The organism is Paraburkholderia sp. DD10 (assembly GCF_049177125.1).
Lineage (GTDB): Bacteria > Pseudomonadota > Gammaproteobacteria > Burkholderiales > Burkholderiaceae > Paraburkholderia > Paraburkholderia terricola.
In genome coordinates, this window is the sequence record NZ_CP185393.1 from 1,669,943 (window position 1) to 1,694,057 (window position 24,115).

A 24,115-nucleotide genomic window follows, 5' to 3' on the forward strand; every position below is an offset into this window, starting at 1 on the left:
CCGGGGTGTTTATAGCACGAAGCGGGTGCATTTTACCGAGCGGTGCAACAAGCTTTAACAGGCGCCTGACACGCGCTCGGCTGGGCACACCGCTCGCCCTGCATGCCGCCTGAAAACGGCATGCATGGCGCGCGCTTTACTTCTTCGACGACTTCGCCAGTTGCTGCCACGTCTCGATGATCGTGTCCGGGTTCAGCGAGATTGACTTGATGCCCTCATCGGTCAGCCATTGCGCGAAGTCCGGATGATCCGACGGGCCCTGGCCGCAAATACCGACGTATTTGTCGAGGCGCAGGCAGGTGTCAATCGCGCGCTTGAGCATGAACTTGACCGCCGGATCGCGTTCGTCGAAATCGACCGCCAGCAGTTCCATGCCGGAGTCGCGGTCGAGGCCGAGCGTGAGCTGCGTGAGGTCGTTCGAACCGATCGAGAAACCGTCGAAGAATTGCAGGAATTCCTCGGCGAGAATCGCGTTCGACGGCACTTCGCACATCATGATCAGGCGCAAGCCGTTTTCGCCGCGCTTGAGGCCGTACTTCGCGAGCAGCCCCACCACGCGTTCCGCCTGCTTCAGCGTGCGCACGAACGGCACCATGATCTCGACGTTGTCGAGGCCCATTTCTTCACGCACCTTCTTCAGCGCGATGCATTCCATCTGGAACGCTTCGGCGAAGTCGTCGGCGATGTAGCGGGACGCGCCGCGGAAGCCCAGCATCGGGTTTTCTTCGTCCGGCTCGTAGCGCGAACCGCCGATCAGCTTCTTGTACTCGTTCGACTTGAAGTCCGACAGACGCACGATGACGGGCTTCGGATAGAACGCCGCGGCAATCGTCGCGATGCCTTCGGTCAGCTTGTCGACGTAGAACGCGCGCGGCGATGCATGACCGCGCGCCACGCTTTCGACAGCCTTCTTCAAGTCCTGATCGATGTTCGGATACTCGAGAATCGCCTTCGGATGAACGCCGATGTTGTTGTTGATGATGAACTCGAGCCGCGCGAGCCCCACGCCAGCGTTCGGCAGTTGCGAGAAGTCGAAGGCCAGTTGCGGATTGCCGACGTTCATCATGATCTTCACCGGAATCGGCGGCAGTTCGCCGCGCTGCACTTCGGTGATTTCGGTTTCCAGCAGGCCGTCGTAGATCTTGCCTTCGTCGCCTTCCGAGCACGACACGGTGACGAGCGCGCCTTCCTTCAGCACGTCGGTGGCGTCGCCGCAGCCGACCACGGCCGGCACGCCCAGCTCACGCGCGATGATGGCCGCGTGGCAGGTCCGCCCGCCACGATTCGTGACGATCGCGGATGCGCGCTTCATCACCGGCTCCCAGTTCGGGTCGGTCATGTCGGCGACCAGCACGTCGCCCGGCTGCACGCGGTCCATTTCCGACGGATCGTGAATCACGCGCACCGGACCCGCGCCGATCTTCTGGCCGATCGCGCGGCCGGTTGCCAGCACGTTCGATTGACCCTTCAGCTTGAAGCGCTGCTCGGCCTTGCCCGTGGCCTGGCTCTTCACCGTTTCCGGACGCGCCTGCAGAATGAAGATCTTGCCGTCGCGGCCGTCCTTGCCCCACTCGATGTCCATCGGACGCTGGTAGTGCTTTTCGATGATGACGGCGTACTTCGCGAGTTCGATGACGTCTTCGTCGGTGATCGAGAAGCGGTTGCGCTGCTCGTGCGGCACGTCCACGGTCTTCACGCGGCCTTCTTCGCCGGCCTTCGTGAATTCCATCTTGATCAGCTTCGAGCCGATCGAGCGGCGGATGATCGGGTACTTGCCTTGGGCGAGCGTGGTCTTGTAGACGTAGAACTCGTCCGGATTCACCGCGCCCTGCACCACCGTTTCGCCCAGACCGTAGCTCGACGTAATGAAGACGGCGTCCTTGAAGCCCGATTCCGTATCCAGCGTGAACATCACGCCCGCTGCGCCGACGTCCGAGCGCACCATGCGCTGCACGCCCGCCGACAACGCGACTTCGGCGTGAGTGAAACCCTTGTGGACGCGATAGGAGATAGCGCGGTCGTTATATAGCGACGCGAACACGTGCTTCATGCGATCGAGCACGTCGTCGATGCCGACCACGTTGAGGTAGCTTTCCTGCTGACCCGCGAACGATGCGTCCGGCAAGTCTTCAGCCGTGGCCGACGAACGCACGGCGAATGAGAGCTCTTCGGGCGAGCTGTTTTGCAGGGTGTCGAAACCCGCGCGGATATCAGCCTCGAGCTGCGGCTGCAGCGGCGCGTCGACGATCCATTGACGGATCTCCTTGCCCGCTTCGGCGAGTGCCTTCACGTCGTCGACGTCGAGCGTTTCGAGACGTTTGGCGATGCGTTCGGTCAGATTGTTGTGATGCAGGAAGTCACGGAAAGCCAGCGCCGTGGTGGCAAAACCGGTCGGCACCCGCACGCCGGCTTCAGCGAGCTGACTGATCATCTCGCCAAGCGACGCGTTCTTGCCGCCGACGATTTCCACATCGGTCATCCGCAACTGCTCGAACGGAACTACATACGCCTTGTCCTTTGCGACGGTAACTGCGTTAGTCATACAAGCCCCTAAGTGTGAAAGAAATTCACGGCTGTGCAAGTGGGCTTGAACGCGAGACGCTCATTGGAAGCGTGACCTCGCGTCTTGCACAACCTGTTGGAGAAGCAATCGCTGCAAGTTGCCGAGGGGCGCTCGAAACACCAGATGCACGACGTAGAAGACGATTGGACGAATTTACCGATCGATCCGCCCTATTCGGCGCAGGTTACGGCCGAAAGCAAGGCGTTGACCGGCTATTCGCGGTAAGTTAGGCGCCAATCGCCTGCAATTGCTTATCCAACAGGTTGCCGCTATTCTACCGTGCCGACTCTCAAAATGTGACAGTCGGCCGAGAATTGCGCCTCGAACCGCGTCCTGGACCGGCCGGCGGGCTTTGCGAGGCCCCGTTGCCATCCGGGAGCGATTGCGGTGCCCACGGCGCGCTGCATCGACGCCGCTGCAGTTTCCGGTCAGCCACCGTGCAGCGAACTCAACGCAGCGATGTTTCCTTCGAGCGCTCATTTCCGCTCACGTTCCCAGCCCCACTGATGCCGCCCACCGTATTCATCGTCTCCGACGGTACCGGGATCACTGCCGAAACTTTCGCGCATTCGATCCTCTCCCAGTTCGACCAGAAATTCCGCCTGGTTCGCGTGCCTTTCGTCGACTCGACGGAAAAGGCATATGCCACGCTCGAAAAGATCAACGAAGCGATCCAGCAGGACGGCCGCCGTCCGATCGTCTTCACGACGCTGGTGGACAGCGCGTCGAATCAGATCGTCAAAGGCTCGAACGCGCTCGTGCTCGACATGTTCCAGACCTTCGTCGAGCCGCTCGAACAGGAACTGGAGCTGAAATCGAGTCACGCGATGGGTCGCGGCCACCAGAACGCGGACACCGAGGAATACAAGAATCGCATCGAGGCGATCAATTTCTCGCTCGCCCACGACGACGGTCAATCGAATCGCAATCTCGCCGACGCCGACGTGATCCTGGTCGGCGTATCGCGCAGCGGCAAGACGCCGACGAGCCTCTATCTCGCCATGCAGTACGGCGTGAAAGCGGCGAATTATCCGTTGATTCCCGAGGATTTCGAGCGCGGCAAGCTGCCTACGCCGCTATTGGCGCATCGGCAGAAGATGTTTGGTTTGTCGATCGATCCGCAGCGGCTCTCGGAGATCCGCAACGAGCGCCGGCCGGGCAGCAAGTACGCCGCGCCGGAAAACTGCCGTTACGAGATCAATGAAGCGGAAGCGATGATGCGGCGCGAAGGCATCAAGTGGTTGTCGTCGACGCATAAATCGATCGAGGAGATCGCGACCACGATCCTGCAGGAGATCAAGCTCGAGCGATCGGCTTATTGATCGCTCGGTTGCGCCTGAGATGCGCGCGGCGCCGGGATTCCCGGCTCACGCGCGGCCGCGCTGCTGCCGGCACTGTTCGAACACGCAGACAGCCGCCGCGGCCGCCACATTCAGCGACTCCATGCCGCCTGGCTGCGGAATCGTCACCCGCAACGAGACCGCGTCGCGCCATGCCTGCGAGACGCCCGCCCCCTCGTTGCCGAACACCCAGGCAAGCGGTCCGCTCAGATCGCAGTCGTAGATCGCCTCGGCGCTGTGCGAATCCGTGATCACGACGGGTATCGCAAGACGCTCGATCAGCGCTTGCGCTTCCACGTCTTCGTGAATCTGCAACAGGAAATGCGCGCCCATGCCCGAGCGCAGTACTTTCGACGACCACGCGTACGCCGTGCCTGGCGCACAAAATACCTGTTGAATGCCGGCGGCCGCCGCGCTGCGCAGAATCGAGCCGACGTTGCCGGCGTCCTGCACGCTGTCGAGCACGAGGCAGGTTCGCGCGACATTTTCCGGCAAAGGCGTATCGAGCTTCTCGACCAGCAGCAGAATGCCGACGCCGTGCACGACATTCGACAGTTGCCCGAACAACGCATCCGGCAGCGTGACAAGGCGATGCTCGTCGACGCGCGACACGATCGCCTGCGCCTCGTCATGGCGCAGCGCGCCATCCGTGACGACGCACAGTTCCGGCTGCCCGGCGACGTCGAGATAGGCGCTTGCGAGATGAAACCCTTCGAGCAGCGCGTGGCCGCCGCGACGCTGCTGATGCGTCGAACCGGCCAGTGCTTTCAGGCGCTTGTAGAGCGGATTGTCCCGCGAGGTGATGGCTTTCACAGGCAGCGAAGACAGTAAGGATGAGCGATTAGCGGGCGACGTGCTGGCCACGCCCACGAGTTGGTCGATTACGCGCCGCTGCGTTCGCCGAAAGCGTCGTCGTCGAGCAGGGCATCATCGTCGAGCATGGCGGGCAGGATGACGTCGCCCGCCGGCAGCGGCACACCCGTGCCGAAGCGCAGATGCGCTTCGCGCACCGGCGCGAACGAGCGCCGGTGATGCTCGCACGGCCCGTGCTCGCGCAGCGCCGCGAGATGCTGCGGCGTGCTGTAGCCGACATGGGCGTTGAAGCCGTAGACCGGATACGTTTGGTGCAATTCGAGCAGCATCCGGTCGCGCGTGACCTTGGCAAGAATCGACGCCGCCGAAATGCATTTGACGAGCGCGTCGCCGCCGATCACCGCCTCGCTGCGAATGCTCAGCGTCGGACAGCGATTACCGTCGATCTTGACGAGCGTCGGTGCGACCGACAGGCCCTCGACGGCGCGCTTCATCGCCAGCATGGTGGCGTGCAGAATGTTCAGCGTATCGATTTCCTCGACCGTTGCCGAAGCGATGCAGTAAGCGAGCGCCCGATCGACGATCTTGTCGTACAGTTCCTCGCGCTTTTTGGCGGTGAGGGCCTTGGAATCGTCGAGGCCGCGGATCATCGGTTTGGACGGGTCGAAAATCACCGCCGCCGCGACGACCGGACCGGCTAGCGGTCCACGCCCTGCTTCGTCGACGCCGCAGACGATGTCGTCCGGCGTCTCGAAGTTCAGGCCGACCTGCTCCGCCGCCGCGCCTGCAACGGTCGCGGCCTTGCGGCGCGGCGCGCGTGATTGGGTCACGGCCGCCCCTTGCGCTGTTCGATGACGCTCGCCACGACTTCCGCCGCACGCTGCGCCGTGTTCTGCTTCAGCACGTGATGCATCTCCGTGAAGATTTCCGTCAGCGTGCGCCGGTTGGACTCGTCGCGCAACTGTTTCAACGTGGCTTCGGCAAGCGCTTGCGGCGTGGCGAAGTGCTGAAGAATTTCCGGGACCACGAAACGCCCCGCCAGAATGTTCGGCAACCCGACATACGGCAGATAGCCCTGGCGGCGCATGATCTGGCCGGTCAGCCAGGGCACCTTGTACGAGATCACCATCGGTTTCTTCAGCAACGCCGCTTCGAGCGTCACTGTGCCGCTTTTCACGAGGATCGCGTCTGCCGCCGTCATTGCGAGCTGCGCCTGGCCGTCAGTGATCGTGAGCGCGAGACCGGGGTGCGCATCCACCAGTGGCCGCAGCATCTCGCGCAGTGCCGGTGTGGCCGCCGGCATCACGAAGCGCAGGCCCGGTTCCTGGTGCTGCATCATTTCCATCGCGGCGAAGAAGGTCGGGCCGATCAGATCGATTTCCGAGCGACGGCTGCCCGGCAGCACCGCAATGACCGGCCCGCTTTCCGCAAGACCCAGCGTGCGGCGCGCGCCGAGCGTATCGGGTTCGAGCGGGATTTCGTCGGCGAGCGGATGGCCCACGTACGATGCCGCGACGCCCGCCTTCTCCAGCAGCGCCGTTTCGAACGGAAACACGCACAGCATGTGATCGACCGCTTTGGCGATCTTCCTGATGCGGCCGCCCCGCCACGCCCAGATCGACGGGCAGACGAAGTGGACGGTCGGAATGCCCGCCTCGCGCAACGGATGCTCGAGGCCGAAATTGAAATCGGGCGCATCCACGCCGACGAACACCGCCGGCGGCTCGGCCAGCAGCTGGCGCTTCAGTTCGTTGCGGACGGCGAGAATGCCGGGAATATGCCGCAGCGCTTCGACATAGCCGCGCACGCTGAGTTTTTCCATCGGCCAGTGGGCGTCGAAACCCGTGGCGATCATGCGCGGTCCGCCGATCCCATAGTACTGGGTGGCGGCCGGCAGACGGCTCGCGAGGCCGTCGAGCAGCGAGGCCGCCAGCAGGTCGCCGGACGGCTCGCCCGCCACCATCGCGACGCGCAGCGGATTCGGTTGCAATGCCATCGGTTAGCGGATGATGCCGCGTTGCGACGCTTCGACGAACGCGAGCAGCGTTTGCACCGGCGCGTCGCCATCGCCACCCGCGGACGCGAGTTCGCGCAACTGCACCTTCGCCTCTTCCAGCGACAGGCCGTTCTTGTACAGCACGCGGTACGCCGTGCGCAGCGCGGAAATCGCATCCGGCGAGAAGCCGCGGCGACGCAAGCCCTCGACGTTGATGCCGTGCGGCTCGGCCTTGTTGCCGGCGGCGATCACGAACGGCGGAATATCCTGCACCAGCGCCGAGGCGCCGCCCAGCATCGAATGCTCGCCGATCCGGACGAACTGATGTACGCCCGACATGCCGCCGACGATCGCGTGGTCGCCAATGGTGACGTGGCCCGCCATCTGCGCGTTGCTCGACAGAATGACGTTGCTGCCGACGTGGCAATCGTGGCCAATGTGCACGTAGGCCATGATCCAGTTGTCGTCGCCGAGCGTGGTGACGCCCGCGTCCTGCACCGTGCCGGTGTGGATCGTGGTGAACTCGCGGATCGTGTTGCGGTTGCCGATGACGAGCCGGGTCGGCTCGTCCTTGTACTTCATGTCCTGCGGACGGCCGCCGACCGATGCGTAGTGACCGATCCGGTTGTCCTCGCCGAGCGTGGTGTGACCTTCGATCACGCTATGCGAACCGACCGTGGTCCGGGCGCCGATCGTCACATGTGCGCCGATCACGGCATACGGTCCAATTTCGACGGATTCGTCGAGTTGCGCGCCCGGTTCGACGATCGCAGTGGGATGAATCCTGCTCATGCGTCCTCGCTTCTGATTCTGTTGCGTTGTCTGGATGGGCCCGGCCGGGAGCGGCGAGGCTGATAGCCGCGCCAGCCGTTCACCGCCGGGACGCCGACTCAGGCGTCTTTATCCGTATGCCGCACGGCGCACATCAGGTCGGCTTCCGCCGCCACGGCGCCATCCACTTCGGCGCGCGCCTTGAACTTCCAGATGCCGCGCATATGGCGCTCGAACGTGCAGTTCAGGATCAACTGGTCGCCCGGTTCCACCACGCGCTTGAAGCGTGCATTGTCGATACCGACGAATAGATACAGTGTGTTCGCCGGATCGCTCGGTTCTTCCGAAAACGTCAGCAGCGCTGCCGTTTGCGCGAGCGCCTCGAGTATCAGCACGCCCGGCATCACCGGACGCGTGGGGAAATGCCCCTGAAAATACGGCTCATTGATCGACACGTTCTTCAACGCTTTGATGCTCTTGTGCGGCTCGAGTTCGAGCACCCGGTCGACCAGCAGGAACGGGTAACGATGCGGCAGCAGCGTGAGAATCTTGTGGATGTCGAGATTGATTTTTTCGGTGCTCATGGCGTTTCTGCTCACGCATTGACTGCGCGATGATGACTGCGGATGCTGGTGCAGGTGGGTTAGTAACGCATGCTGCCGGCGCTTGCCGTGACCCGGCGGCCATGCCACCCGGTCACGGCAACCGACGTTGCTTCCTGATGCTCGCCCGCTATTTTACGCGGTGCCGGCGGCTGCCCCTGATATCTCAGGCTTTCTCGCTCGCGGAATTGCCGGGCTCATTGCCCGCCGCGCTGTCCAGCTTATCAGCGGCGGCGTTTTCGAGTGCCTTGATGCGGTCGCGAAGTTTGTCGATATTGCGCAGCAAAGCCGCGCTCCGGTTCCAGTCCGCATGGTTCACAGCCGGGAACGCGCTGGTGTACACACCGGGCTTCAACAAGGACTTCGACACGCCCGACTTCGCCGTGACGACCACGTGATCGGCCAGCGTGACATGCCCGGCAATTCCGACCGCGCCGCCGATCATGCAATGACGGCCGATCGTGGTGCTGCCGGCGATCCCCGCGCAGCCTGCGATCACGGTATAGGCGCCAACCTTGCAGTTGTGGCCGATCTGGACGAGGTTGTCGATCTTCACGCATTCCTCGATGATCGTGTCGGCCATTGCGCCGCGGTCGATCGTGGTGTTCGCACCGATTTCGACGTCTGCCGCGATCGAGACGCCGCCGACCTGCGGAATTTTCACCCAACTGCCGGTACGCGCATCGCCTTCACCGACAAAATCCGGCGCGAAGCCGAAACCGTCCGAGCCGATTACCGCGCCCGCGTGCACGATCACGCGCTCGCCGAGCGTGCAGCCGTGGTACACCGAGACATTCGGATACAGGTGCGAGCCCGCACCGATCCTGGTGCCACGTCCGATCGCGACGTTGGCGTCCAGCCGCACGTTTTCGCCGATCACCGCGCCTGCTTCCACGGTGACATGCGGACCGATCACCGCGCTCGCGGCGATCTGCGCCGACGGATCGATCGTGGCACTGGGATGCACGCCCGGCACCGCCTTCGGCGAGGCGAGATCGATGAAAGTTTGCGCGACGCGCGCGAAGTAAGCGTACGGATTCGGTGTGACGATGAAGTTACGAGCGTCGCGGGAGGCGAGCTTCGCGAGGTCGTCGGCGTTGATCAACACCGCGCCCGCACGGGTCGTCTCGACCTGCGACAGGTACTTCGGATTGGCGAGGAACGCCAGCTGGTCCGGGCCTGCCTGGTCGAGCGGCGCCAGACTGCCGACGCGCTGCGAACCCTCTCCGACTACTTCACCGCCGAACCGTTGGACGATGTCCTCGAGCGTAAATGCCATGCCTACTCTGTCTCCTGTGTCGATTGGAGTTAGCGCTTTAGCGCTTACTCCAACCCCATGCAACATGCGCGTCGATTGGAGTTAGCGCTTCAGCGCTTACTCCAATCCCATGCAACATCCTTGCTGCAGTTCGTTGCAACCTGTCTGTTTCGCGATCCGGCGTATGCACCGGTGGCCCGGTGACCGCCTTCAGTTGCCCGAGGCCGCCAATGCCTTCAGCACCTGATCGGTGATGTCGATGCGCGGGCTCACGTACACCGCTTCCTGAACAATCAGGTCGTAATGTTGCTGTTCGGCGATCTGCTTGATCACCTTGTTCGCCCGGTCGAGCACCGCAGCCAGTTCCTCGTTGCGGCGCTGGTTCAGGTCCTCGCGAAACTCGCGTTGCTTGCGCTGGAAGTCCGTGTCCAATTGCGACAGGTCGCGCTGCTTCTGCGCGCGATCGGCCGGCGACATCGACGCGCCGTTCTTGTCGAGCGAATCGGACATCGACTTGAGTTTTTGCGCCATGTCGGCAAGATCCTTGTCACGCTTGGCGAACTCGGCCTCGAGCTTGATCTGCGCGGTCTTGGCGGCAGCGGATTCACGCAGGATCCGGTCGGAATTCACTGCGGCGATCCTGGCTTCCTGCGCGTGCGCTACCCCGACGCCCAGCGTCATTGCCAGCGCCAGCGCGCATGCCACACGTTTCGAAAACATACCGGTTAGCAAAGTCATCCTCTCGATACTGTAGTTTGGCCGGCAGCCCGTCACCCGATCGCGGGCCACCGAGCGCCGGCCGCCGGATCAGAATGCCGTTCCGATCTGGAACTGGAACTTCTGATACTGGTCGCCGGTGTGCTTCGTGAGCGGGAAGCCCAGGCTCAGCTTGAGCGGGCCGATCGGCGAGATCCACGCGAGACCGACACCATAGCCGTAGCGCAGACCGTTCGCGCCATTCGACGTCGCAGCGGTGCTTGCGTCGGCCCACACGTTGCCTGCATCGAGGAACGTGAAGACGCGCAACGTGCGGTCGTAGCCGGTGCCCGGCAGCGGGAAAGTCAACTCGATATTCCCCACCAGCAGCTTGGAGCCGCCGATCGGATCGCCCGTCGATGCGTCGCGCGGACCGAGCGAGCTCGGCTCGTAGCCTCGAACCGAACCGATACCGCCGGCGTAGTAGTTCTTGAAGATCGGATAAGGCTTGCCGCCCATGCCTTTACCATAGCCGCCCTGGAAGTTGAAGCCCAGCACGAAGCCGCGCGCAAACGAGTAATAGTACTGCGCGTTGATGTCGGCCTTGTAGTATTGCGTGCCGCCGATCGGCGTGCCGTATTCGGCGTTCGCCTGCGTGAAATAACCGCGGCTCGGCACGAGCGCGCTGTCACGGGCGTCACGCGACCAGCCGACCGTGATCGGCACGTTGTTCGACACACGGCCAAAGTCCTTGACGTATTCCTTATAGGACGCCGGCGTGTTCGAGTCCACGTCCAACTGGTTCTGTTCGAGGCCGGCACCGAAGTACACCGTGTCGACTTCGGAGAACGGAATGCCGAACTTCAGGTCGCCGCCGATCGTGACGATCTTGAAGCTCGAATCCGTGGAGTAGTACAGCGGCTGATACGTACGATAGTAGACGTCGGTAATGCGCTTGATGCCGTCCACCGTGAAGTACGGGTCGACCTGCGTGACCGTCAACGTACGGTAGGTCTTTGCGGTGTTGACGTTCACCGCGAGACTCGTGCCCGAACCGAACACGTTGTCTTGCGACACGCCCGCCGAGAGCACGACCTTGTCGGTCGATGAAAAGCCCGCGCCCAGCGTGATTGCGCCGGTCGGCTTTTCGGCCACCTTGACGTCCACGTCGACCTGGTCCGGCGTGCCTTCGACCGGAATCGTGGTCACGTCGACATCGGTGAAGTAGCCCAGACGGTTGATCCGGTCCTTCGACAGCGCGAGACGATTGGAGTCGAACCACGAGCTTTCGAGCTGGCGCATTTCACGGCGCACCACTTCATCTCGCGTACGCGTGTTGCCCACCACGTTGATGCGGCGCACGTATACGCGGCGGCTCGGGTCCACCTGCAGCGTCAGGTCGACCTTGTGGTTGGCCTGATCGATCTGCGGCTGCGCATTGACGGTGGCGAACGCATAGCCGTATTCGCCGAGCTTGTCGACGATGGCCTTGGTGCTGGCTTGCAGCTTCTCGGCCGAGAAGCGCTCACCCGGTTTGATCTTGATGAGCTTGTTCAGCTCGGCCTCGCGGTCGAGCAGATTGCCGGCCAGCTTGATGTTCGAAATCGTGTACGGCTCGCCTTCGTGCAGCGTGACCGTCAAATACATGTCCTTCTTGTCCGGCGTGATCGACACCTGGGTCGACTCGATGTTGAACTCGAGGTAGCCGCGATTCAGGTAATACGAGCGGACGTTTTCGAGGTCGCCGGTGAGCTTGTCTTTCGCATACAGATCGTTCTTCGTGTACCACGAGAACCAGTTCGGCGTGGACAACTGCATTTCGTCGCGCAGCGTACCGGTGCTGAACGCCTTGTTGCCGATGAAGTTGATCTGGCGGATCTTCGCGCTCGGACCTTCGGCCACCGAGAACAGCACCGACACGCGGTTGCGGTCGATCGGCGTGATGGTGGTGGTGACTTCGGCGGCGTAGTAGCCGCGCGTCAGGTACTGGCGCTTGAGTTCCTGCTCGGCCTTGTCGACCAGCGCCTTGTCGTAGTAGCGGCCTTGGGACAACCCGACGGCACGCAGCGCCTTGGTCAGGTTTTCCTTGTCGAACTCGTGAATGCCGGAGAAATCGATCGTGCCGATGGCCGGGCGTTCCAGCACCTGCACGATGACGACATTGCCTTCGGTCGCGATCTTGACGTCGTTGAAAAAACCCGTGGCGTACAGTGCGCGAATGGCTTCGGAAGCCTTGTCGTCGCTGAAGGTGTCGCCTTGCTTGATGGGCAGGTACGCGAACACGGTGCCGGGTTCGACGCGTTGCAATCCCTCGATCCGAATGTCTTGCACCACGAAGGGCGACGTTGCGTGAGCAACCAGCCCATGCGCGGCGAACGCCGCGGCTATAACCGTCTTTGGAACAAAGCGATGAGGTTTAAACAACGTGCTTCCCCAGTGTGTATAGCTGCATCAGGTCAGACGGTCGCCATCGTGAACGCCGCCGGACACTTTAAAAATGGATTAAACGAGCCAGATCGTTGAACAGCGCAATCGCCGACAACGCGACGATGCAGGCGAGCCCCGCCCTCTGAAAAACGAGTTGCCAGCGATCGGAGACAACTTTGCCGGTCACAGCTTCAACCAAATAATATAACAGATGCCCCCCGTCCAATACCGGAATCGGTAACAAGTTCAGTACGCCGAGGCTAATACTGACAAGGGCTAGGAACGACAGAAACGCAGAAGGACCTAGACGTGCGCTCTTTCCTGCGTAATCGGCGATCGTCACGGGACCCGAAAGATTTTTCAGCGAGGCTTCGCCGACGATCATCCTGCCGAACATCCGCACCGAATAAACCGCGAGATCCCAGGTACGGCGCGCGCCGAGTTGCAGGCTCTCGATAGGCCCGTAATGCACGTCGATCGACGGCACCTGGGTGGACAGTTCCGCGCCGATGCGGCCGATCTGCTGCCCCGTCGCGTCGTCACGCTGTGCTTGCGGAACGATGCGAATCTCTGCGAGCTTGCCCGCCGCCGCGCCGGCACCGCCACGCTCCACTTGCAGCGTCATCGGCTTGCCGGCGTGCGATTTTACATAGGCGATGAAGGCCGTGGCATTGTCGGTCGACATGCCGTCGACGGAACGCAGACGGTCGCCCGCCGTCAGACCAGCCTGTTGCGCCGCGCTGCCCGGCTGCACCCCCGCCACCGTCAGCTTGCCGCCGCCAGGCTCGAAACCGAGATGCGACATGAAGTCGTCATCGACGTCTTTCTCGGTGATGCCGCGCAGATCGAGCTGAAACTCGGACGTGCCGTGCGCATCTTTCGCGCTCAGCACGACGCGCTTGTGATCGAACGCGGCACCTAGCAGCTTCCAGCGCAGATCAGACCATGAACGCACCGGTTCCGATTCGCCGGCGTTCTCGGTACGCGCCGCGACAATGGTTTCGCCTCCGTCGAAGCCGGCCATTGCCGCCGGTGTATTCGACGCCGGCGCCGCGACCACGGCCGCCGGCTCGGTTACGCCCGTGGCGAACACGAGCGCGAACAGTACGATGGCAAGCAGGAAATTGGCGACCGGCCCGGCCGCGACGATCGCGAAGCGACGCCCCACCGACTGCCGGTTGAACGCATGCGGCAATGCTTCCGCGGGAATCGGCGCACCGCCGGTTTCGCGCTCGTCGAGCATCTTGACGTAGCCGCCGAGCGGCAAGGCCGCAATGGTCCACTCGGTGCCCGTCTTTGGACTTACCCATTGGAACAGCGGCTTGCCGAAACCGATCGAAAAGCGCAGCACCTTGACGCCGCACAGGCGCGCCACACTGTAATGCCCGTACTCGTGAACCACCACGAGTACGCCAATCGCGACCGCGAAAGCCAGCAGTTCGATTAGCAGATTCATGAGCGCCTCACTGGACGGCGCGTTCCGTACGACGTGCGCCGTCGGGCAGGCGCGCGATGAGTTCGGCAGCGGAGCGACGCGCGGCGGCATCCGCTTCGATCACGTCCTCGAGCACGTGCGCGCTGCGGTTCGGCAGCGCATTGAGTACCGCCTCGACCACTTCGGCGATCTTCATGAAACCGATCTGGCGCGACAGGAACGCTTCAACGGCGATTTCGTTCGCGGCATTCAACGCCGCGCTGGCCACCCCGCCCGCGGCCAACGCCTTCATGGCGAGCGCGAGACACGGAAAGCGTGCGTAATCCGGCTTTTCGAACGACAGCGATGCGATTTCCGCGAGATCGAGTTGGGCGACGCCCGAATCCACGCGATCCGGAAACGCCAGCGCGTGCGCGATCGGCGTGCGCATGTCGGGGTTGCCGAGTTGCGCGAGCACCGAGCCGTCGGCGTAAGAAACGAGCGAGTGAATCACGCTTTGCGGATGGATCAGCACGTCGATGCGCTCGCCCGGCAAGCCGAACAGCCAGTGCGCCTCGATCACTTCGAGGCCCTTGTTCATCATCGTGGCCGAGTCGACCGAAATCTTGCGGCCCATCACCCAGTTCGGATGCTTGCAGGCCTCTTCCGGCGTAATGTTGGCGAGCGTGGCCGGTTCACGCGTGCGGAAGGGTCCGCCCGAGGCCGTCAGAATGATCTTGGAGACCCCGCCATGCAACGCGGCTTCGCGCGGCAGGCATTGGAAAATCGCGTTGTGTTCGCTGTCGACCGGCAGCAGGACGGCGCCGTTGTCGCGCACTGCGTCCATGAAGATCGCGCCGGACATCACCAGCGCTTCCTTATTGGCGAGCAGAATGCGCTTGCCGGCACGCGCGGCGGCGAGACTGGGCGCGAGGCCGGCCGCGCCGACGATCGCCGCGACCACCGTGTCGCAGCCGTCGCTCTTCGACACGTCGACGAGCGCCTGCGGTCCGTACGTCACCTCGGTCTTGCAACCCGCGGCGCGCAGTTTCGCGGCGACGCGCGCGGCCGTGTCGGCGTCGCCGACCACCGCGACTTCCGGCTGAAAGCGCAGGCATTGCTCGGCGAGCTTGTCGCCGTTGCGATGCGCGCTGAGCGCGTAAACCGAAAAGCGCTCGGGATGACGCGCGACGACGTCGAGCGTGCTGTCTCCAATCGAGCCCGTGGAACCGAGCAATGTCAGACGTTTTTGCATATCTCTTTCTCTAGCCGAGCAGCAGCATGGCAAGCGGCAGCACCGGCAACAATGCGTCGATGCGATCGAGCACGCCGCCGTGCCCCGGCAACAGGCCGCTTGAATCCTTCACTCCGGCCTGGCGTTTCAACATCGATTCGAACAGGTCGCCCACCACGCTGAATGCCACCAGCAAGGTCAGTGCGAGCAGCGTGCGTACGGCGCCCAGTTGCGCCAGCAGCGCAGAATACAGCGTCGGCTCGAACGCCTGCAAAAAGACCGCCGCCGCCGCGACGATCATCACCACCAGCCAGCCGCCGATCGCGCCCTCCCAGGTCTTGCCCGGACTGATGGCTGGCGCCAGCTTGTGTTTTCCGAACGCTTTTCCCGAGAAGTATGCGCCGATATCGGCCAGCCATACCAATAGGAGCAGCGACAGCACGAACGGCACGCCCTTCATGCGCGCGGCGACGAGAGCATGCCAGCACGCGACGAATACCACAATGCCGGCAAGGAACAGGAAGGCGCGCCAGGCGCCCTGAGCGAGCGCCGGCTTGCGCAGCAGCACATAAGGCCCCGCGATCAGCCAGAAAATGGCGGCCGCCTGAAAGAGCGGCCGGGGTTTCTCGACACCAGCGCCGAGCCACGTGCTCGCCACCAGGGCCACTGCGGCGACCAGCGCGTAAATCACCGGGCCCGCGCCGCCCAGCTTCAGCAGTCGCGCCCACTCCCATGCGGCGAACACGACGACAAAGGCGATCAGCGCGCCGAACGCGCCCACCGGCGCGAACAGCGTGACCGGCAGGAACACCGCCAGCAGAATGATCGCCGTGATGACACGGGTTCTTAGCATGGGAGCGAATCGACGTTTTGCGATTGCGGCTCGAGTTGAGCACTGGTGCGGCCGAAGCGGCGCTCACGCTCGGCGTACGATGCGATGGCGTGGCCGAGCGCGTCGGCGTCGAAGTCCGGCCAGAAGGTGTCGGTGAAATAGAACTCGGTGTATGCGAGTTGCCACAGCAGGAAGTTGCTGACGCGGCGCTCGCCGCCCGTGCGGATGAACAGGTCCGGCTCGGGCGCATAGGCCATGGACAGGTGTTCGGCGAACGATTCCTCGTTGATCTCGACCGCCTTGCCCGCCAGCGCCGATTGCTCGGCGAGCTTGCGGGTAGCCTGCATGATGTCCCAGCGCCCGCCGTAATTGGCGGCGATGGTCAGTGTGAGACGGGTATTGCGCGCGGTCTTCGATTCCGCGCGCTTGATCAGATCGCGGATGCGGGTGTCGAATTTGGACAGGTCGCCCACCACGCGCAACCGGATGCCGTTCGCGTGCAGCTTGCCGATTTCGCGCTCCAGCGCGGTGACGAACAGGCGCATGAGGAACGAGACTTCGTCGTTCGGACGGCGCCAGTTCTCGGAGCTGAAGGCGAACAGCGTCAGATATTCGACGCCCTGCCGGGCGCATGCCTCGACGGCCGCACGCACCGCGTCGACGCCGCGCGTATGGCCGGCCACGCGCGGCAGGCGCCGCTGGGTGGCCCAACGGCCATTGCCGTCCATGATGATCGCGATATGTCGCGGCACCGCGGCGACATCAGGCACGCGCACGGTTGAGCTGGTATAGGTCATGGCCGTCGGGACAGTGACTGCAAATAAAGAAGTGGAAACCGTGAAGGTACTGAGCCAGACGGCCTCAGACCGTCATGATCTCGGCTTCCTTGGTCACGACGAGCTTGTCGATTTCAGCGACGAACTTGTCCGTCAGCTTCTGAATATCGTCACCCGCTCGACGCTCGTCGTCTTCTGAAATTTCCTTGTCTTTCACGAGCTTCTTGAGTTGCTCGTTGGCGTCACGGCGCAGGTTGCGCACGGCGACCTTGGCCGTTTCGGCTTCGCTCTTGACCACCTTGGTCAGTTCGCGGCGGCGTTCCTCGGTGAGCGCGGGCATCGGGACGCGGATCACGTCGCCTTGCGTGGCGGGGTTCAGACCGAGGTCCGACTCGCGGATCGCCTTTTCGACGACCTGCACCATCTTCTTTTCCCACGGCTGCACGCCGATCGTGCGTGCGTCGATCAGCGTCAGGTTCGCGACCTGCGAGATCGGCACCGGCGAACCGTAGTAATCGCACTGGATATGATCGAGCAGGCCAGTGTGCGCACGGCCCGTGCGGATCTTCGACAGGTCGTTCTTGAACGCGTCGATGGAACGCTGCATCTTTTGCTCAGCGCCCTTGCGGATATCAGCCACAGACATTTTTAAACCTCCGAACCTTCAAAACGGTGCGAGCCGGCCAGCGCGCGCGATATGCGGCGGCCACTGCTCGCGCTAAAGCCCACGTTATGTGAACGAGAGTTTACACGTGGACGAGGGTGCCCTCGTCCTCGCCTTGTACGATGCGTTTGAGCGCGCCCGGCTTGACGATCGAAAACACGCGGATCGGCAGCTTCTGGTCGCGGCACAGCGCGAATGCGGTGGCGTCCATCACCTGCAGGTTGCGGCCGATCGCCTCGTCGAAGCTGATCGTGGTGTAACGGGTGGCGCTCGGGTCTTTTTTCGGGTCGGCGGAATAGACGCCGTCCACCTTGGTGGCCTTCAGCACGACTTCCGCGCCGATTTCGGAGCCGCGCAGCGCGGCGGCCGTATCCGTCGTGAAGAACGGGTTGCCGGTGCCGGCTGCGAAAATCACGACCTTGCCTTCTTCCAGTTGGCGAATCGCGCGGGGCCGGATGTACGGCTCGACCACCTGGTCCATGCGCAGCGCGGATTGCACGCGTGCTTCGATACCGGCGTGGCGCATTGCGTCCTGCAACGCCAGCGCGTTCATCATGGTGGCCAGCATGCCCATGTAGTCAGCCGTGGCGCGATCCATGCCGGCCGCGCCGCCTGCTACGCCGCGAAAAATATTACCGCCGCCGATCACCACGGCCAGCTGCGTTCCGAGACGGACCACTTCGGCCACGTCCGCCACCATTCGTTCGATGGTCGCGCGATTGATGCCGAAGGCATCGTCGCCCATCAGAGCTTCACCGGAGAGTTTGAGCAGGACGCGTTTATAGGCAATGGGCATAGGGGTATCCAGATCGCGCAGAACAGGGCAACAACAAGGGACTAATGTAGGGGTGAAACGCTGATTCGGGCAAGCGCCGCCAAATTCACGAACCCTGGGGTTCGCTGGCGGCCGCGCGGCCGGGACCAACCCGCGCGCAGCCTTGCGGCGCCGCCGACCGCGGCAAAGTCTTGCTCCGCCGCGGGTCCAACGATACTACGATGAAGCTTCGATATAAGACTTATTGTTGCTTTGCAGCAGCGACTTGCGCAGCCACTTCGGCCGCGAAGTCGTCCTGCTTCTTCTCGATGCCTTCGCCGACCACGAACAGCGCGAACTTCTGGACGCTCGCATTGCCGGCCTTGAGCATCTGCTCGATCGTCTGCTTGTCGTTCTTAACGAACGTCTGGTTCAGCAGCGACACTTCCTTCAGGTACTTCTGCACGCTGCCGTCGACCATCTTGGCGACGATTTCAGCCGGCTTGCCCGATTCGGCGGCCTTCTGCTCGGCAATGCTGCGCTCCTTGGCGATCAGGTCCGCAGGCACGTCGTCCGACGACAGCGAAACCGGCTTCATCGCGGCGATGTGCATGGCGACGTCCTTGCCGACCTGCTCGTCCGCGCCGGTGTATTCGACCAGCACGCCGATACGCGTGCCGTGCAGGTACGCCGCCAGTTTGTTCGGGGTTTCGAAACGCACGAAACGACGGATCGACAGGTTTTCACCGATCTTGCCGACCAGCGCGAGGCGCACTGCGTCGACCGTCTGGCCGTCCAGCGGCAGTGCCGCCAGCGCGGCGACGTCAGCCGGGTTTTGCGTGGCGACCAGCTCGGCGACCTTCTTCGAGAACGCGAGGAAGTCGTCGTTTTTCGACACGAAGTCGGTTTCGCAATTCAGCTCGACCAGCGAACCCGCATTGCCGCCGATGAACGAGGCAACCACGCCTTCAGCCGTCACGCGCGATGCCGCCTTGCTGGCCTTGTTGCCCAGCTTCACGCGCAGCAATTCTTCGGCGCGCGCCATGTCGCCGTCGGCTTCCGTCAGCGCCTTCTTGCATTCCATCATCGGCGCGTCGGTCTTTGCGCGCAGTTCTGCAACCATGCTTGCGGTAATTGCCGCCATCATTTGCTCCTTGAGTTCCGTCTTTGACACGCCGCCCGGACTTCGATACCGGGGGCAAGAATTCGTTTCAGCGCTGTGCGTATTTTTTACAGACAACGCTTTGGGCACCGCTTCGGCCAGTTCTGACCGCCATGAACAGTGCCCCACCACGACGTCGCGGCTTAAAAAAAGGGGGCCTGTAGAAAGCCCCCTTTTTTGCCGGACACGGGGCAGCTTTACGCTTCCGAGTTGACCTCGACGAACTCGTCGCCGTCGCCGCCACGTGCAGCCTGCACCACTTCGTTGACCGCATTCGCACGGCCTTCGAGAATCGCGTCAGCCACGCCAGCCGTGTACAGAGCGACAGCCTTGCTGGCGTCGTCGTTACCCGGGATCACGTAGTCGATGCCTTCCGGCGAGTGGTTCGTGTCGACCACGGCGATGACCGGCACGCCGAGCTTGTTGGCTTCGGTGACGGCAATCTTGTGGTAACCGACGTCGACCACGAAGATCGCGTCCGGAATACCGCCCATGTCCTTGACGCCGCCGATCGACTTTTGCAGCTTGGCCATTTCGCGTTCGAACAGCAGCGCTTCCTTCTTGCTCATGCGTTCGGTTTCGCCGGCTTCCAGCGCCGCTTCCATGTCTTTCAGGCGCTTGATCGATACCTTCAGCGTCTTGAAGTTGGTCAGCATGCCGCCGAGCCAGCGTGCGTTGACGTACGGCATGCCGGCGCGCTGCGCTTCTTCAGCGATCGTGTCGCGCGATTGACGCTTCGTGCCGACGAACAGGATCGTGCCGCGGTTTGCCGCCAGTTGACGCGCGTACTTCAGCGCGTCGTTGTACATCGGCAGCGTCTTTTCGAGGTTGATGATGTGAATCTTGTTGCGATGGCCGAAAATGAAGGGGGCCATCTTCGGATTCCAGAAGCGCGTTTGGTGACCGAAGTGGACACCGGCTTCCAGCATTTGACGCATGGTAACTGCCATGAAAATCTCCGCGAGGGTTGGGTCTTAAGCCGGCTGCCGTATCGGCCGCGCCGCCTTTGTGGCTGAACGCGACGGACACCCTGGGTGCGCCGGCTTGCGAGTTGCTGCTAATCTGCTGCCTCTTTTTACTGCTGCTTCACCCCGTAGCACAGGCAACCAGCACTACGAGTAGTCTTCCCTCCTGCTCCTGCTCCCTCACTCATACCGAGAAACACAAAGCAAGACAGGGATCGACTTAGCCAAAGATTATAGCACGTGACTATCGGCCGACTCAACCTGCCCGGCGGCTCCCTTTGCCGCAGCCGGGTTGCATCCGAACGCTCGTCCATGCTTGCCGCAAGCCGCTGAAAACGCGCCCGCCAAGCCGCCGCGCCTATCGCAAAACCCTGCGGCAGCCGGAATATGGTGCGATAATCTCGCAATAAATCGCATTTCAGGCCCGGCTCATGGCTATTACGCTCAAAAACGAACACGATATCGCGCAAATGCGCGTCGCTTGCAAACTTGCGAGCGAAGTGCTCGACTACATCACGCCGTTCGTCACGGCCGGCATCACCACCGGTGAACTCGACCGTCTGTGCCACGAATACATGCTGAAGGAACAGGGCACGATTCCGGCGCCCTTGAACTATCAGCCGCCCGGCTATCCGCCCTATCCGAAAGCCACCTGCATCTCCGTCAACGACGTGATCTGCCACGGCATTCCGGGCGACAAGACGCTGAAGAACGGCGACGCGCTGAATATCGACGTCACGGTCATCAAGGAAGGCTATTTCGGCGACACCAGCCGCATGTTCATCGTCGGCGAGGGCTCGATCCTGGCCAAGCGGCTCGTGCAGACCACCTTCGAATGCATGTGGCTCGGTATCGATCAGGTGCGCCCGGGCGCGCATCTGGGCGACATCGGCTATGCGATCCAGAAGCATGCCGAAGGTCACGGCTACAGCGTAGTGCGCGAATATTGCGGCCACGGCATCGGCACCGTGTTCCACGAAGACCCGCAGATCCTGCATTACGGCCGCCCCGGCACCGGGCTGGAACTGCAGGCGGGCATGATCTTCACGATCGAGCCGATGATCAACGCCGGCCGGCGCGACATCCGCACCATGCCGGACCAGTGGACCGTCAAGACCAAGGACCGCAGCCTGTCGGCGCAGTGGGAACACACGATCCTCGTCACGGAAACCGGCCATGACGTGCTCACCGTGTCCGCCGGCACGCCCGCGCGTCCGCCGGTCGTCGCGGCCACCGCCTGAACGACTTCCGACCTCGCCCTCCTGCCAATGAGTAGTGTTCCAGCCGTCGCCCCATCCCATGCCACGTCGCTCAAGGCGGACTACAAAGTGGCCAAAGCCCAGTTGCTGGAACGCTTCAAGACGGCCACCAACGTCGACGCGTTGATGGCCGCGCTCGCGCGCACCACCGACGAGTCGCTGCGCGCCGCCTGGAACACCTGCGAACTCCCGCCGGAACTGGCGTTGCTGGCCGTCGGCGGCTATGGGCGGGGCGAACTCGCGCCGCACTCGGACATCGACATCCTCGTGTTGCTGCCCGACACGCCGATCGCGCATCTGGAAGCGCGCATCGAACGCTTTATCAGCCTCGCGTGGGATTTGGGGCTGGAACTCGGCAGCAGCGTGCGCAGCGTCTCGCAATGTCTCGAGGAAGCCGCCAACGACGTCACCGTGCGCACGTCGCTGCTGGAAGCGCGACGCATCACGGGCAGCACGGCACTGTTCAACGACTTCGGCAAGCGCTATCGCGAGGCGCTCGATCCGCGCGCGTTCTTCCAGGCGAAAGTGCTGGAAATGCGTCAGCGCCACGCCAAGTTTCAGGACACGCCTTACGCGCTCGAGCCGAACATCAAGGAAAGCCCGGGCGGTCTGCGCGATCTGCAACTGATTCTGTGGATCACCCAGGCGGCCGGGTTCGGCAGCAGCTGGCGCGAACTGGAAGCGCGCGGCCTGATCACCGAGCGCGAAGCACGCGAACTGCGCCGCAACGAGGGCTTCCTCAAATCGCTGCGCGCCCGCCTGCATGTGACTGCCGGGCGTCGTCAGGACATTCTGGTGTTCGACCTGCAAACGGCGGTGGCCGAAAGTTTCGGCTACAAGCCGACCGCCACCAAGCGCGCCAGCGAACAGCTGATGCGCCGCTATTACTGGTCCGCCAAGGCCGTCACGCAACTCGCCACGATCCTGATCCAGAACATCGAGGCGCAGCTTTTCCCCAGCACCAGCGGCATTACCCGCGTGTTGTCGGATCGTTTCGTCGAGAAGCAGGGCATGCTGGAGATCGCCAGCGACGACGTGTTCGAGCGCGAGCCGAATGCGATCCTCGAAGCCTTCCTGCTGTACGAACAGACACCTGGCGTGAAGGGCCTGTCGGCGCGCACGTTGCGCGCGCTCTACAACGCCCGCGACGCGATGGATCAGCACTGGCGGCGCGATCCGGAAAACCGGCGACTCTTCATGGAGATCCTGAAGCAGCCGGCCGGCATCACGCACGCGCTGCGCCTGATGAACCAGACCAGTGTGCTCGGGCGCTATCTGCTGAACTTCCGGCGCATCGTCGGACAGATGCAGCATGACCTGTATCACGTCTACACCGTCGATCAGCACATTCTGATGGTGCTGCGTAATCTGCGCCGTTTCGCGGTGGCCGAGCACGCGCACGAATATCCGTTCTGCAGTCAGTTGATCGCCAACCTCGACCGCCCTTGGGTGCTGTACGTGGCGGCGCTGTTTCACGACATCGCCAAGGGCCGCGGCGGCGACCACTCGCAGCTAGGCATGGCCGACGCGCGACGCTTCTGCCGCAATCACGGCATCGAGGGAGAGGACGGCGAACTGGTCGTATGGCTGGTTCAGCAGCACCTGACCATGAGCCAGGTCGCGCAAAAGCAGGACACGAGCGACCCGGAAGTCATCAAGCGCTTTGCCGAACTGGTCGGCACCGAGCGCCGGCTTACCACGCTCTATCTGCTGACGGTGGCCGACATTCGCGGCACCAGCCCGAAAGTCTGGAACACCTGGAAAGGCAAGCTGCTCGAGGACCTGTACCGCGCCACGCTCGCGGTGCTCGGCGGCGCGCGGCCGGACGCGCATTCCGAACTGAAATCGCGCCAGGAAGAGGCGCTCGCGCTGCTGCGTCTCGAAACCGTGCCGGAAGGCGCGCAAAAGGCGTTGTGGGATCAGTTGGACGTCGGCTATTTCCTGCGCCATGACGCCGCGGACATCGCATGGCAGACGCGCGTGCTGTACCGCCATGTCGAAACGCCTACACCGATCGTGCGGGCGCGTCCGTCGCCGATCGGCGAGGCGCTCCAGGTGCTGGTGTACGTGAAAGACCAGCCCGATCTGTTTGCCGGCATTTGCGCGTATTTCGACCGCAACGGCCTGTCGGTGCTCGATGCACGCGTCAGCACGACCCGCCACGGGTATGCGCTCGATAATTTCCTCGTCGCGCACACCGAAGAAGACGTGCATTATCGCGATATTGCCAATCTGGTCGAACAGGAACTGACCGCGCGCCTCACCGGCGACGGCACCCTGCTCCCCGGGCCGTCGAAAGGCCGTTTGTCGCGGCTGTCGCGGACCTTCCCTGTTACGCCGCGCGTCGATCTTCGGGCCGACGAGCGCGGCCAATACTACATCCTGTCCGTGTCGGCGAACGACCGGCCAGGCCTTCTTTATTCGATCGCGCGCGTGCTGGCCGAGCACCGGGTCGGCGTCGCGTCGGCGCGGATCAATACGCTCGGCGAACGCGTCGAGGACGTGTTCCTGCTGGATGGAAACGGTCTGTCGGACAACCGCCTGCAAATTCAGGTCGAGACCGAACTGCTGCGCGCGATCGCAGTGTGA

Annotated in this window: 21 protein-coding genes; 4 read left to right on the forward strand and 17 right to left on the reverse strand. The window is 63.0% G+C overall.

Annotation, left to right across the window (positions count from 1 at the left end):
* Positions 1-136 precede the first annotated feature (136 nt).
* Positions 137-2,542 carry a phosphoenolpyruvate synthase gene (gene ppsA / locus ACOCG7_RS22895; RefSeq protein ID WP_073427995.1) on the reverse strand — a complete coding sequence of 802 codons (2,406 nt, stop codon included), beginning with the start codon at positions 2,540-2,542 and terminating at the stop codon, positions 137-139.
* Between the two features lie 84 nt (positions 2,543-2,626).
* Here ppsA and ACOCG7_RS22900 point away from each other — a divergent pair, with 84 nt between their 5' ends.
* Positions 2,627-2,788, forward strand: coding sequence for a hypothetical protein (locus ACOCG7_RS22900; protein WP_159442545.1), 162 nt, complete (start codon positions 2,627-2,629; stop codon positions 2,786-2,788).
* Between the two features lie 281 nt (positions 2,789-3,069).
* Entirely contained in the window at positions 3,070-3,885 is an 816-nt protein-coding gene (gene ppsR / locus ACOCG7_RS22905; RefSeq protein WP_073427994.1) for a posphoenolpyruvate synthetase regulatory kinase/phosphorylase PpsR, read from the forward strand.
* A 45-nt stretch (positions 3,886-3,930) separates the two neighbouring features.
* Here ppsR and ACOCG7_RS22910 read toward each other — a convergent pair whose 3' ends face one another.
* From ACOCG7_RS22910 to rpsB, 16 genes are all read right to left on the reverse strand, one after another.
* On the reverse strand, positions 3,931-4,716 hold the full coding sequence (locus ACOCG7_RS22910) for a TrmH family RNA methyltransferase (RefSeq protein WP_083083847.1): 786 nt from the start codon (positions 4,714-4,716) through the stop codon (positions 3,931-3,933).
* Between the two features lie 68 nt (positions 4,717-4,784).
* On the reverse strand, positions 4,785-5,546 hold the full coding sequence (rnhB, locus tag ACOCG7_RS22915) for a ribonuclease HII (protein ID WP_083083848.1): 762 nt from the start codon (positions 5,544-5,546) through the stop codon (positions 4,785-4,787).
* A complete protein-coding gene (lpxB, locus tag ACOCG7_RS22920) occupies positions 5,543-6,712 on the reverse strand; it encodes a lipid-A-disaccharide synthase (RefSeq protein ID WP_083083849.1) in 1,170 nt (389 codons plus the stop codon). The genes rnhB and lpxB overlap by 4 nt, the downstream gene beginning before the upstream one ends.
* A 3-nt stretch (positions 6,713-6,715) precedes the next feature.
* Complete coding sequence (lpxA, locus tag ACOCG7_RS22925; RefSeq protein WP_073427990.1) at positions 6,716-7,504, reverse strand: acyl-ACP--UDP-N-acetylglucosamine O-acyltransferase; 789 nt, start codon at positions 7,502-7,504, stop codon at positions 6,716-6,718.
* 98 nt (positions 7,505-7,602) lie between these two features.
* The gene (gene fabZ / locus ACOCG7_RS22930; RefSeq protein WP_073427989.1) at positions 7,603-8,067 is read right to left on the reverse strand and encodes a 3-hydroxyacyl-ACP dehydratase FabZ; all 465 of its coding nucleotides are present in this window, start codon (positions 8,065-8,067) and stop codon (positions 7,603-7,605) included.
* Positions 8,068-8,251: 184 nt separating this feature from the next.
* On the reverse strand, positions 8,252-9,364 hold the full coding sequence (gene lpxD / locus ACOCG7_RS22935) for a UDP-3-O-(3-hydroxymyristoyl)glucosamine N-acyltransferase (protein WP_083083850.1): 1,113 nt from the start codon (positions 9,362-9,364) through the stop codon (positions 8,252-8,254).
* Positions 9,365-9,553: 189 nt separating this feature from the next.
* A complete protein-coding gene (locus tag ACOCG7_RS22940) occupies positions 9,554-10,075 on the reverse strand; it encodes an OmpH family outer membrane protein (protein WP_176035760.1) in 522 nt (173 codons plus the stop codon).
* Positions 10,076-10,150: 75 nt separating this feature from the next.
* Positions 10,151-12,463, reverse strand: coding sequence for an outer membrane protein assembly factor BamA (gene bamA / locus ACOCG7_RS22945; protein ID WP_083083851.1), 2,313 nt, complete (start codon positions 12,461-12,463; stop codon positions 10,151-10,153).
* A 67-nt stretch (positions 12,464-12,530) separates the two neighbouring features.
* Complete coding sequence (gene rseP, locus ACOCG7_RS22950) at positions 12,531-13,922, reverse strand: RIP metalloprotease RseP (protein WP_073428107.1); 1,392 nt, start codon at positions 13,920-13,922, stop codon at positions 12,531-12,533.
* A 7-nt stretch (positions 13,923-13,929) separates the two neighbouring features.
* A complete protein-coding gene (locus ACOCG7_RS22955; RefSeq protein WP_073427985.1) occupies positions 13,930-15,135 on the reverse strand; it encodes a 1-deoxy-D-xylulose-5-phosphate reductoisomerase in 1,206 nt (401 codons plus the stop codon).
* A 10-nt stretch (positions 15,136-15,145) separates the two neighbouring features.
* Positions 15,146-15,967 (reverse strand): phosphatidate cytidylyltransferase, encoded by an 822-nt coding sequence (locus tag ACOCG7_RS22960; RefSeq protein WP_073427984.1) that lies wholly within the window; start codon positions 15,965-15,967, stop codon positions 15,146-15,148.
* Positions 15,961-16,743: a polyprenyl diphosphate synthase gene (uppS, locus tag ACOCG7_RS22965; protein WP_073427983.1), complete on the reverse strand. Its 783-nt coding sequence runs from the start codon at positions 16,741-16,743 to the stop codon at positions 15,961-15,963. Before uppS ends, ACOCG7_RS22960 begins: the two co-directional genes overlap by 7 nt.
* A gap of 64 nt (positions 16,744-16,807) precedes the next feature.
* On the reverse strand, positions 16,808-17,368 hold the full coding sequence (gene frr / locus ACOCG7_RS22970; RefSeq protein WP_073427982.1) for a ribosome recycling factor: 561 nt from the start codon (positions 17,366-17,368) through the stop codon (positions 16,808-16,810).
* A 100-nt stretch (positions 17,369-17,468) separates the two neighbouring features.
* Positions 17,469-18,182 (reverse strand): UMP kinase, encoded by a 714-nt coding sequence (gene pyrH / locus ACOCG7_RS22975; protein ID WP_007181434.1) that lies wholly within the window; start codon positions 18,180-18,182, stop codon positions 17,469-17,471.
* Between the two features lie 220 nt (positions 18,183-18,402).
* The gene (gene tsf / locus ACOCG7_RS22980; RefSeq protein ID WP_073427981.1) at positions 18,403-19,284 is read right to left on the reverse strand and encodes a translation elongation factor Ts; all 882 of its coding nucleotides are present in this window, start codon (positions 19,282-19,284) and stop codon (positions 18,403-18,405) included.
* Between the two features lie 215 nt (positions 19,285-19,499).
* A complete protein-coding gene (rpsB, locus tag ACOCG7_RS22985) occupies positions 19,500-20,252 on the reverse strand; it encodes a 30S ribosomal protein S2 (protein WP_073427980.1) in 753 nt (250 codons plus the stop codon).
* Positions 20,253-20,698: 446 nt separating this feature from the next.
* Between rpsB and map the strand changes: the two genes are divergently transcribed.
* Positions 20,699-21,508, forward strand: a complete 810-nt coding sequence (map, locus tag ACOCG7_RS22990; RefSeq protein ID WP_083083852.1) for a type I methionyl aminopeptidase — start codon at positions 20,699-20,701, stop codon at positions 21,506-21,508.
* Between the two features lie 27 nt (positions 21,509-21,535).
* A complete protein-coding gene (locus ACOCG7_RS22995; protein WP_073427978.1) occupies positions 21,536-24,115 on the forward strand; it encodes a [protein-PII] uridylyltransferase in 2,580 nt (859 codons plus the stop codon).

Excerpts from the sequence above, each read along its gene's own strand:
- ppsR (WP_073427994.1), top strand. The coding sequence starts at position 3,070 with ATGCCGCCCACCGTATTCATCGTCTCCGACGGTACCGGGATCACTGCC.
- frr (WP_073427982.1), bottom strand. The coding sequence starts at position 17,368 with ATGTCTGTGGCTGATATCCGCAAGGGCGCTGAGCAAAAGATGCAGCGT.
- ACOCG7_RS22960 (WP_073427984.1), bottom strand. The coding sequence starts at position 15,967 with ATGCTAAGAACCCGTGTCATCACGGCGATCATTCTGCTGGCGGTGTTC.
- pyrH (WP_007181434.1), bottom strand. The coding sequence starts at position 18,182 with ATGCCCATTGCCTATAAACGCGTCCTGCTCAAACTCTCCGGTGAAGCT.
- ppsA (WP_073427995.1), bottom strand. The coding sequence starts at position 2,542 with ATGACTAACGCAGTTACCGTCGCAAAGGACAAGGCGTATGTAGTTCCG.
- tsf (WP_073427981.1), bottom strand. The coding sequence starts at position 19,284 with ATGGCGGCAATTACCGCAAGCATGGTTGCAGAACTGCGCGCAAAGACC.
- lpxA (WP_073427990.1), bottom strand. The coding sequence starts at position 7,504 with ATGAGCAGGATTCATCCCACTGCGATCGTCGAACCGGGCGCGCAACTC.
- rpsB (WP_073427980.1), bottom strand. The coding sequence starts at position 20,252 with ATGGCAGTTACCATGCGTCAAATGCTGGAAGCCGGTGTCCACTTCGGT.
- lpxB (WP_083083849.1), bottom strand. The coding sequence starts at position 6,712 with ATGGCATTGCAACCGAATCCGCTGCGCGTCGCGATGGTGGCGGGCGAG.
- rseP (WP_073428107.1), bottom strand. The coding sequence starts at position 13,922 with ATGAATCTGCTAATCGAACTGCTGGCTTTCGCGGTCGCGATTGGCGTA.
- lpxD (WP_083083850.1), bottom strand. The coding sequence starts at position 9,364 with ATGGCATTTACGCTCGAGGACATCGTCCAACGGTTCGGCGGTGAAGTA.
- fabZ (WP_073427989.1), bottom strand. The coding sequence starts at position 8,067 with ATGAGCACCGAAAAAATCAATCTCGACATCCACAAGATTCTCACGCTG.
- uppS (WP_073427983.1), bottom strand. The coding sequence starts at position 16,743 with ATGACCTATACCAGCTCAACCGTGCGCGTGCCTGATGTCGCCGCGGTG.
- ACOCG7_RS22955 (WP_073427985.1), bottom strand. The coding sequence starts at position 15,135 with ATGCAAAAACGTCTGACATTGCTCGGTTCCACGGGCTCGATTGGAGAC.
- map (WP_083083852.1), top strand. The coding sequence starts at position 20,699 with ATGGCTATTACGCTCAAAAACGAACACGATATCGCGCAAATGCGCGTC.
- ACOCG7_RS22995 (WP_073427978.1), top strand. The coding sequence starts at position 21,536 with ATGAGTAGTGTTCCAGCCGTCGCCCCATCCCATGCCACGTCGCTCAAG.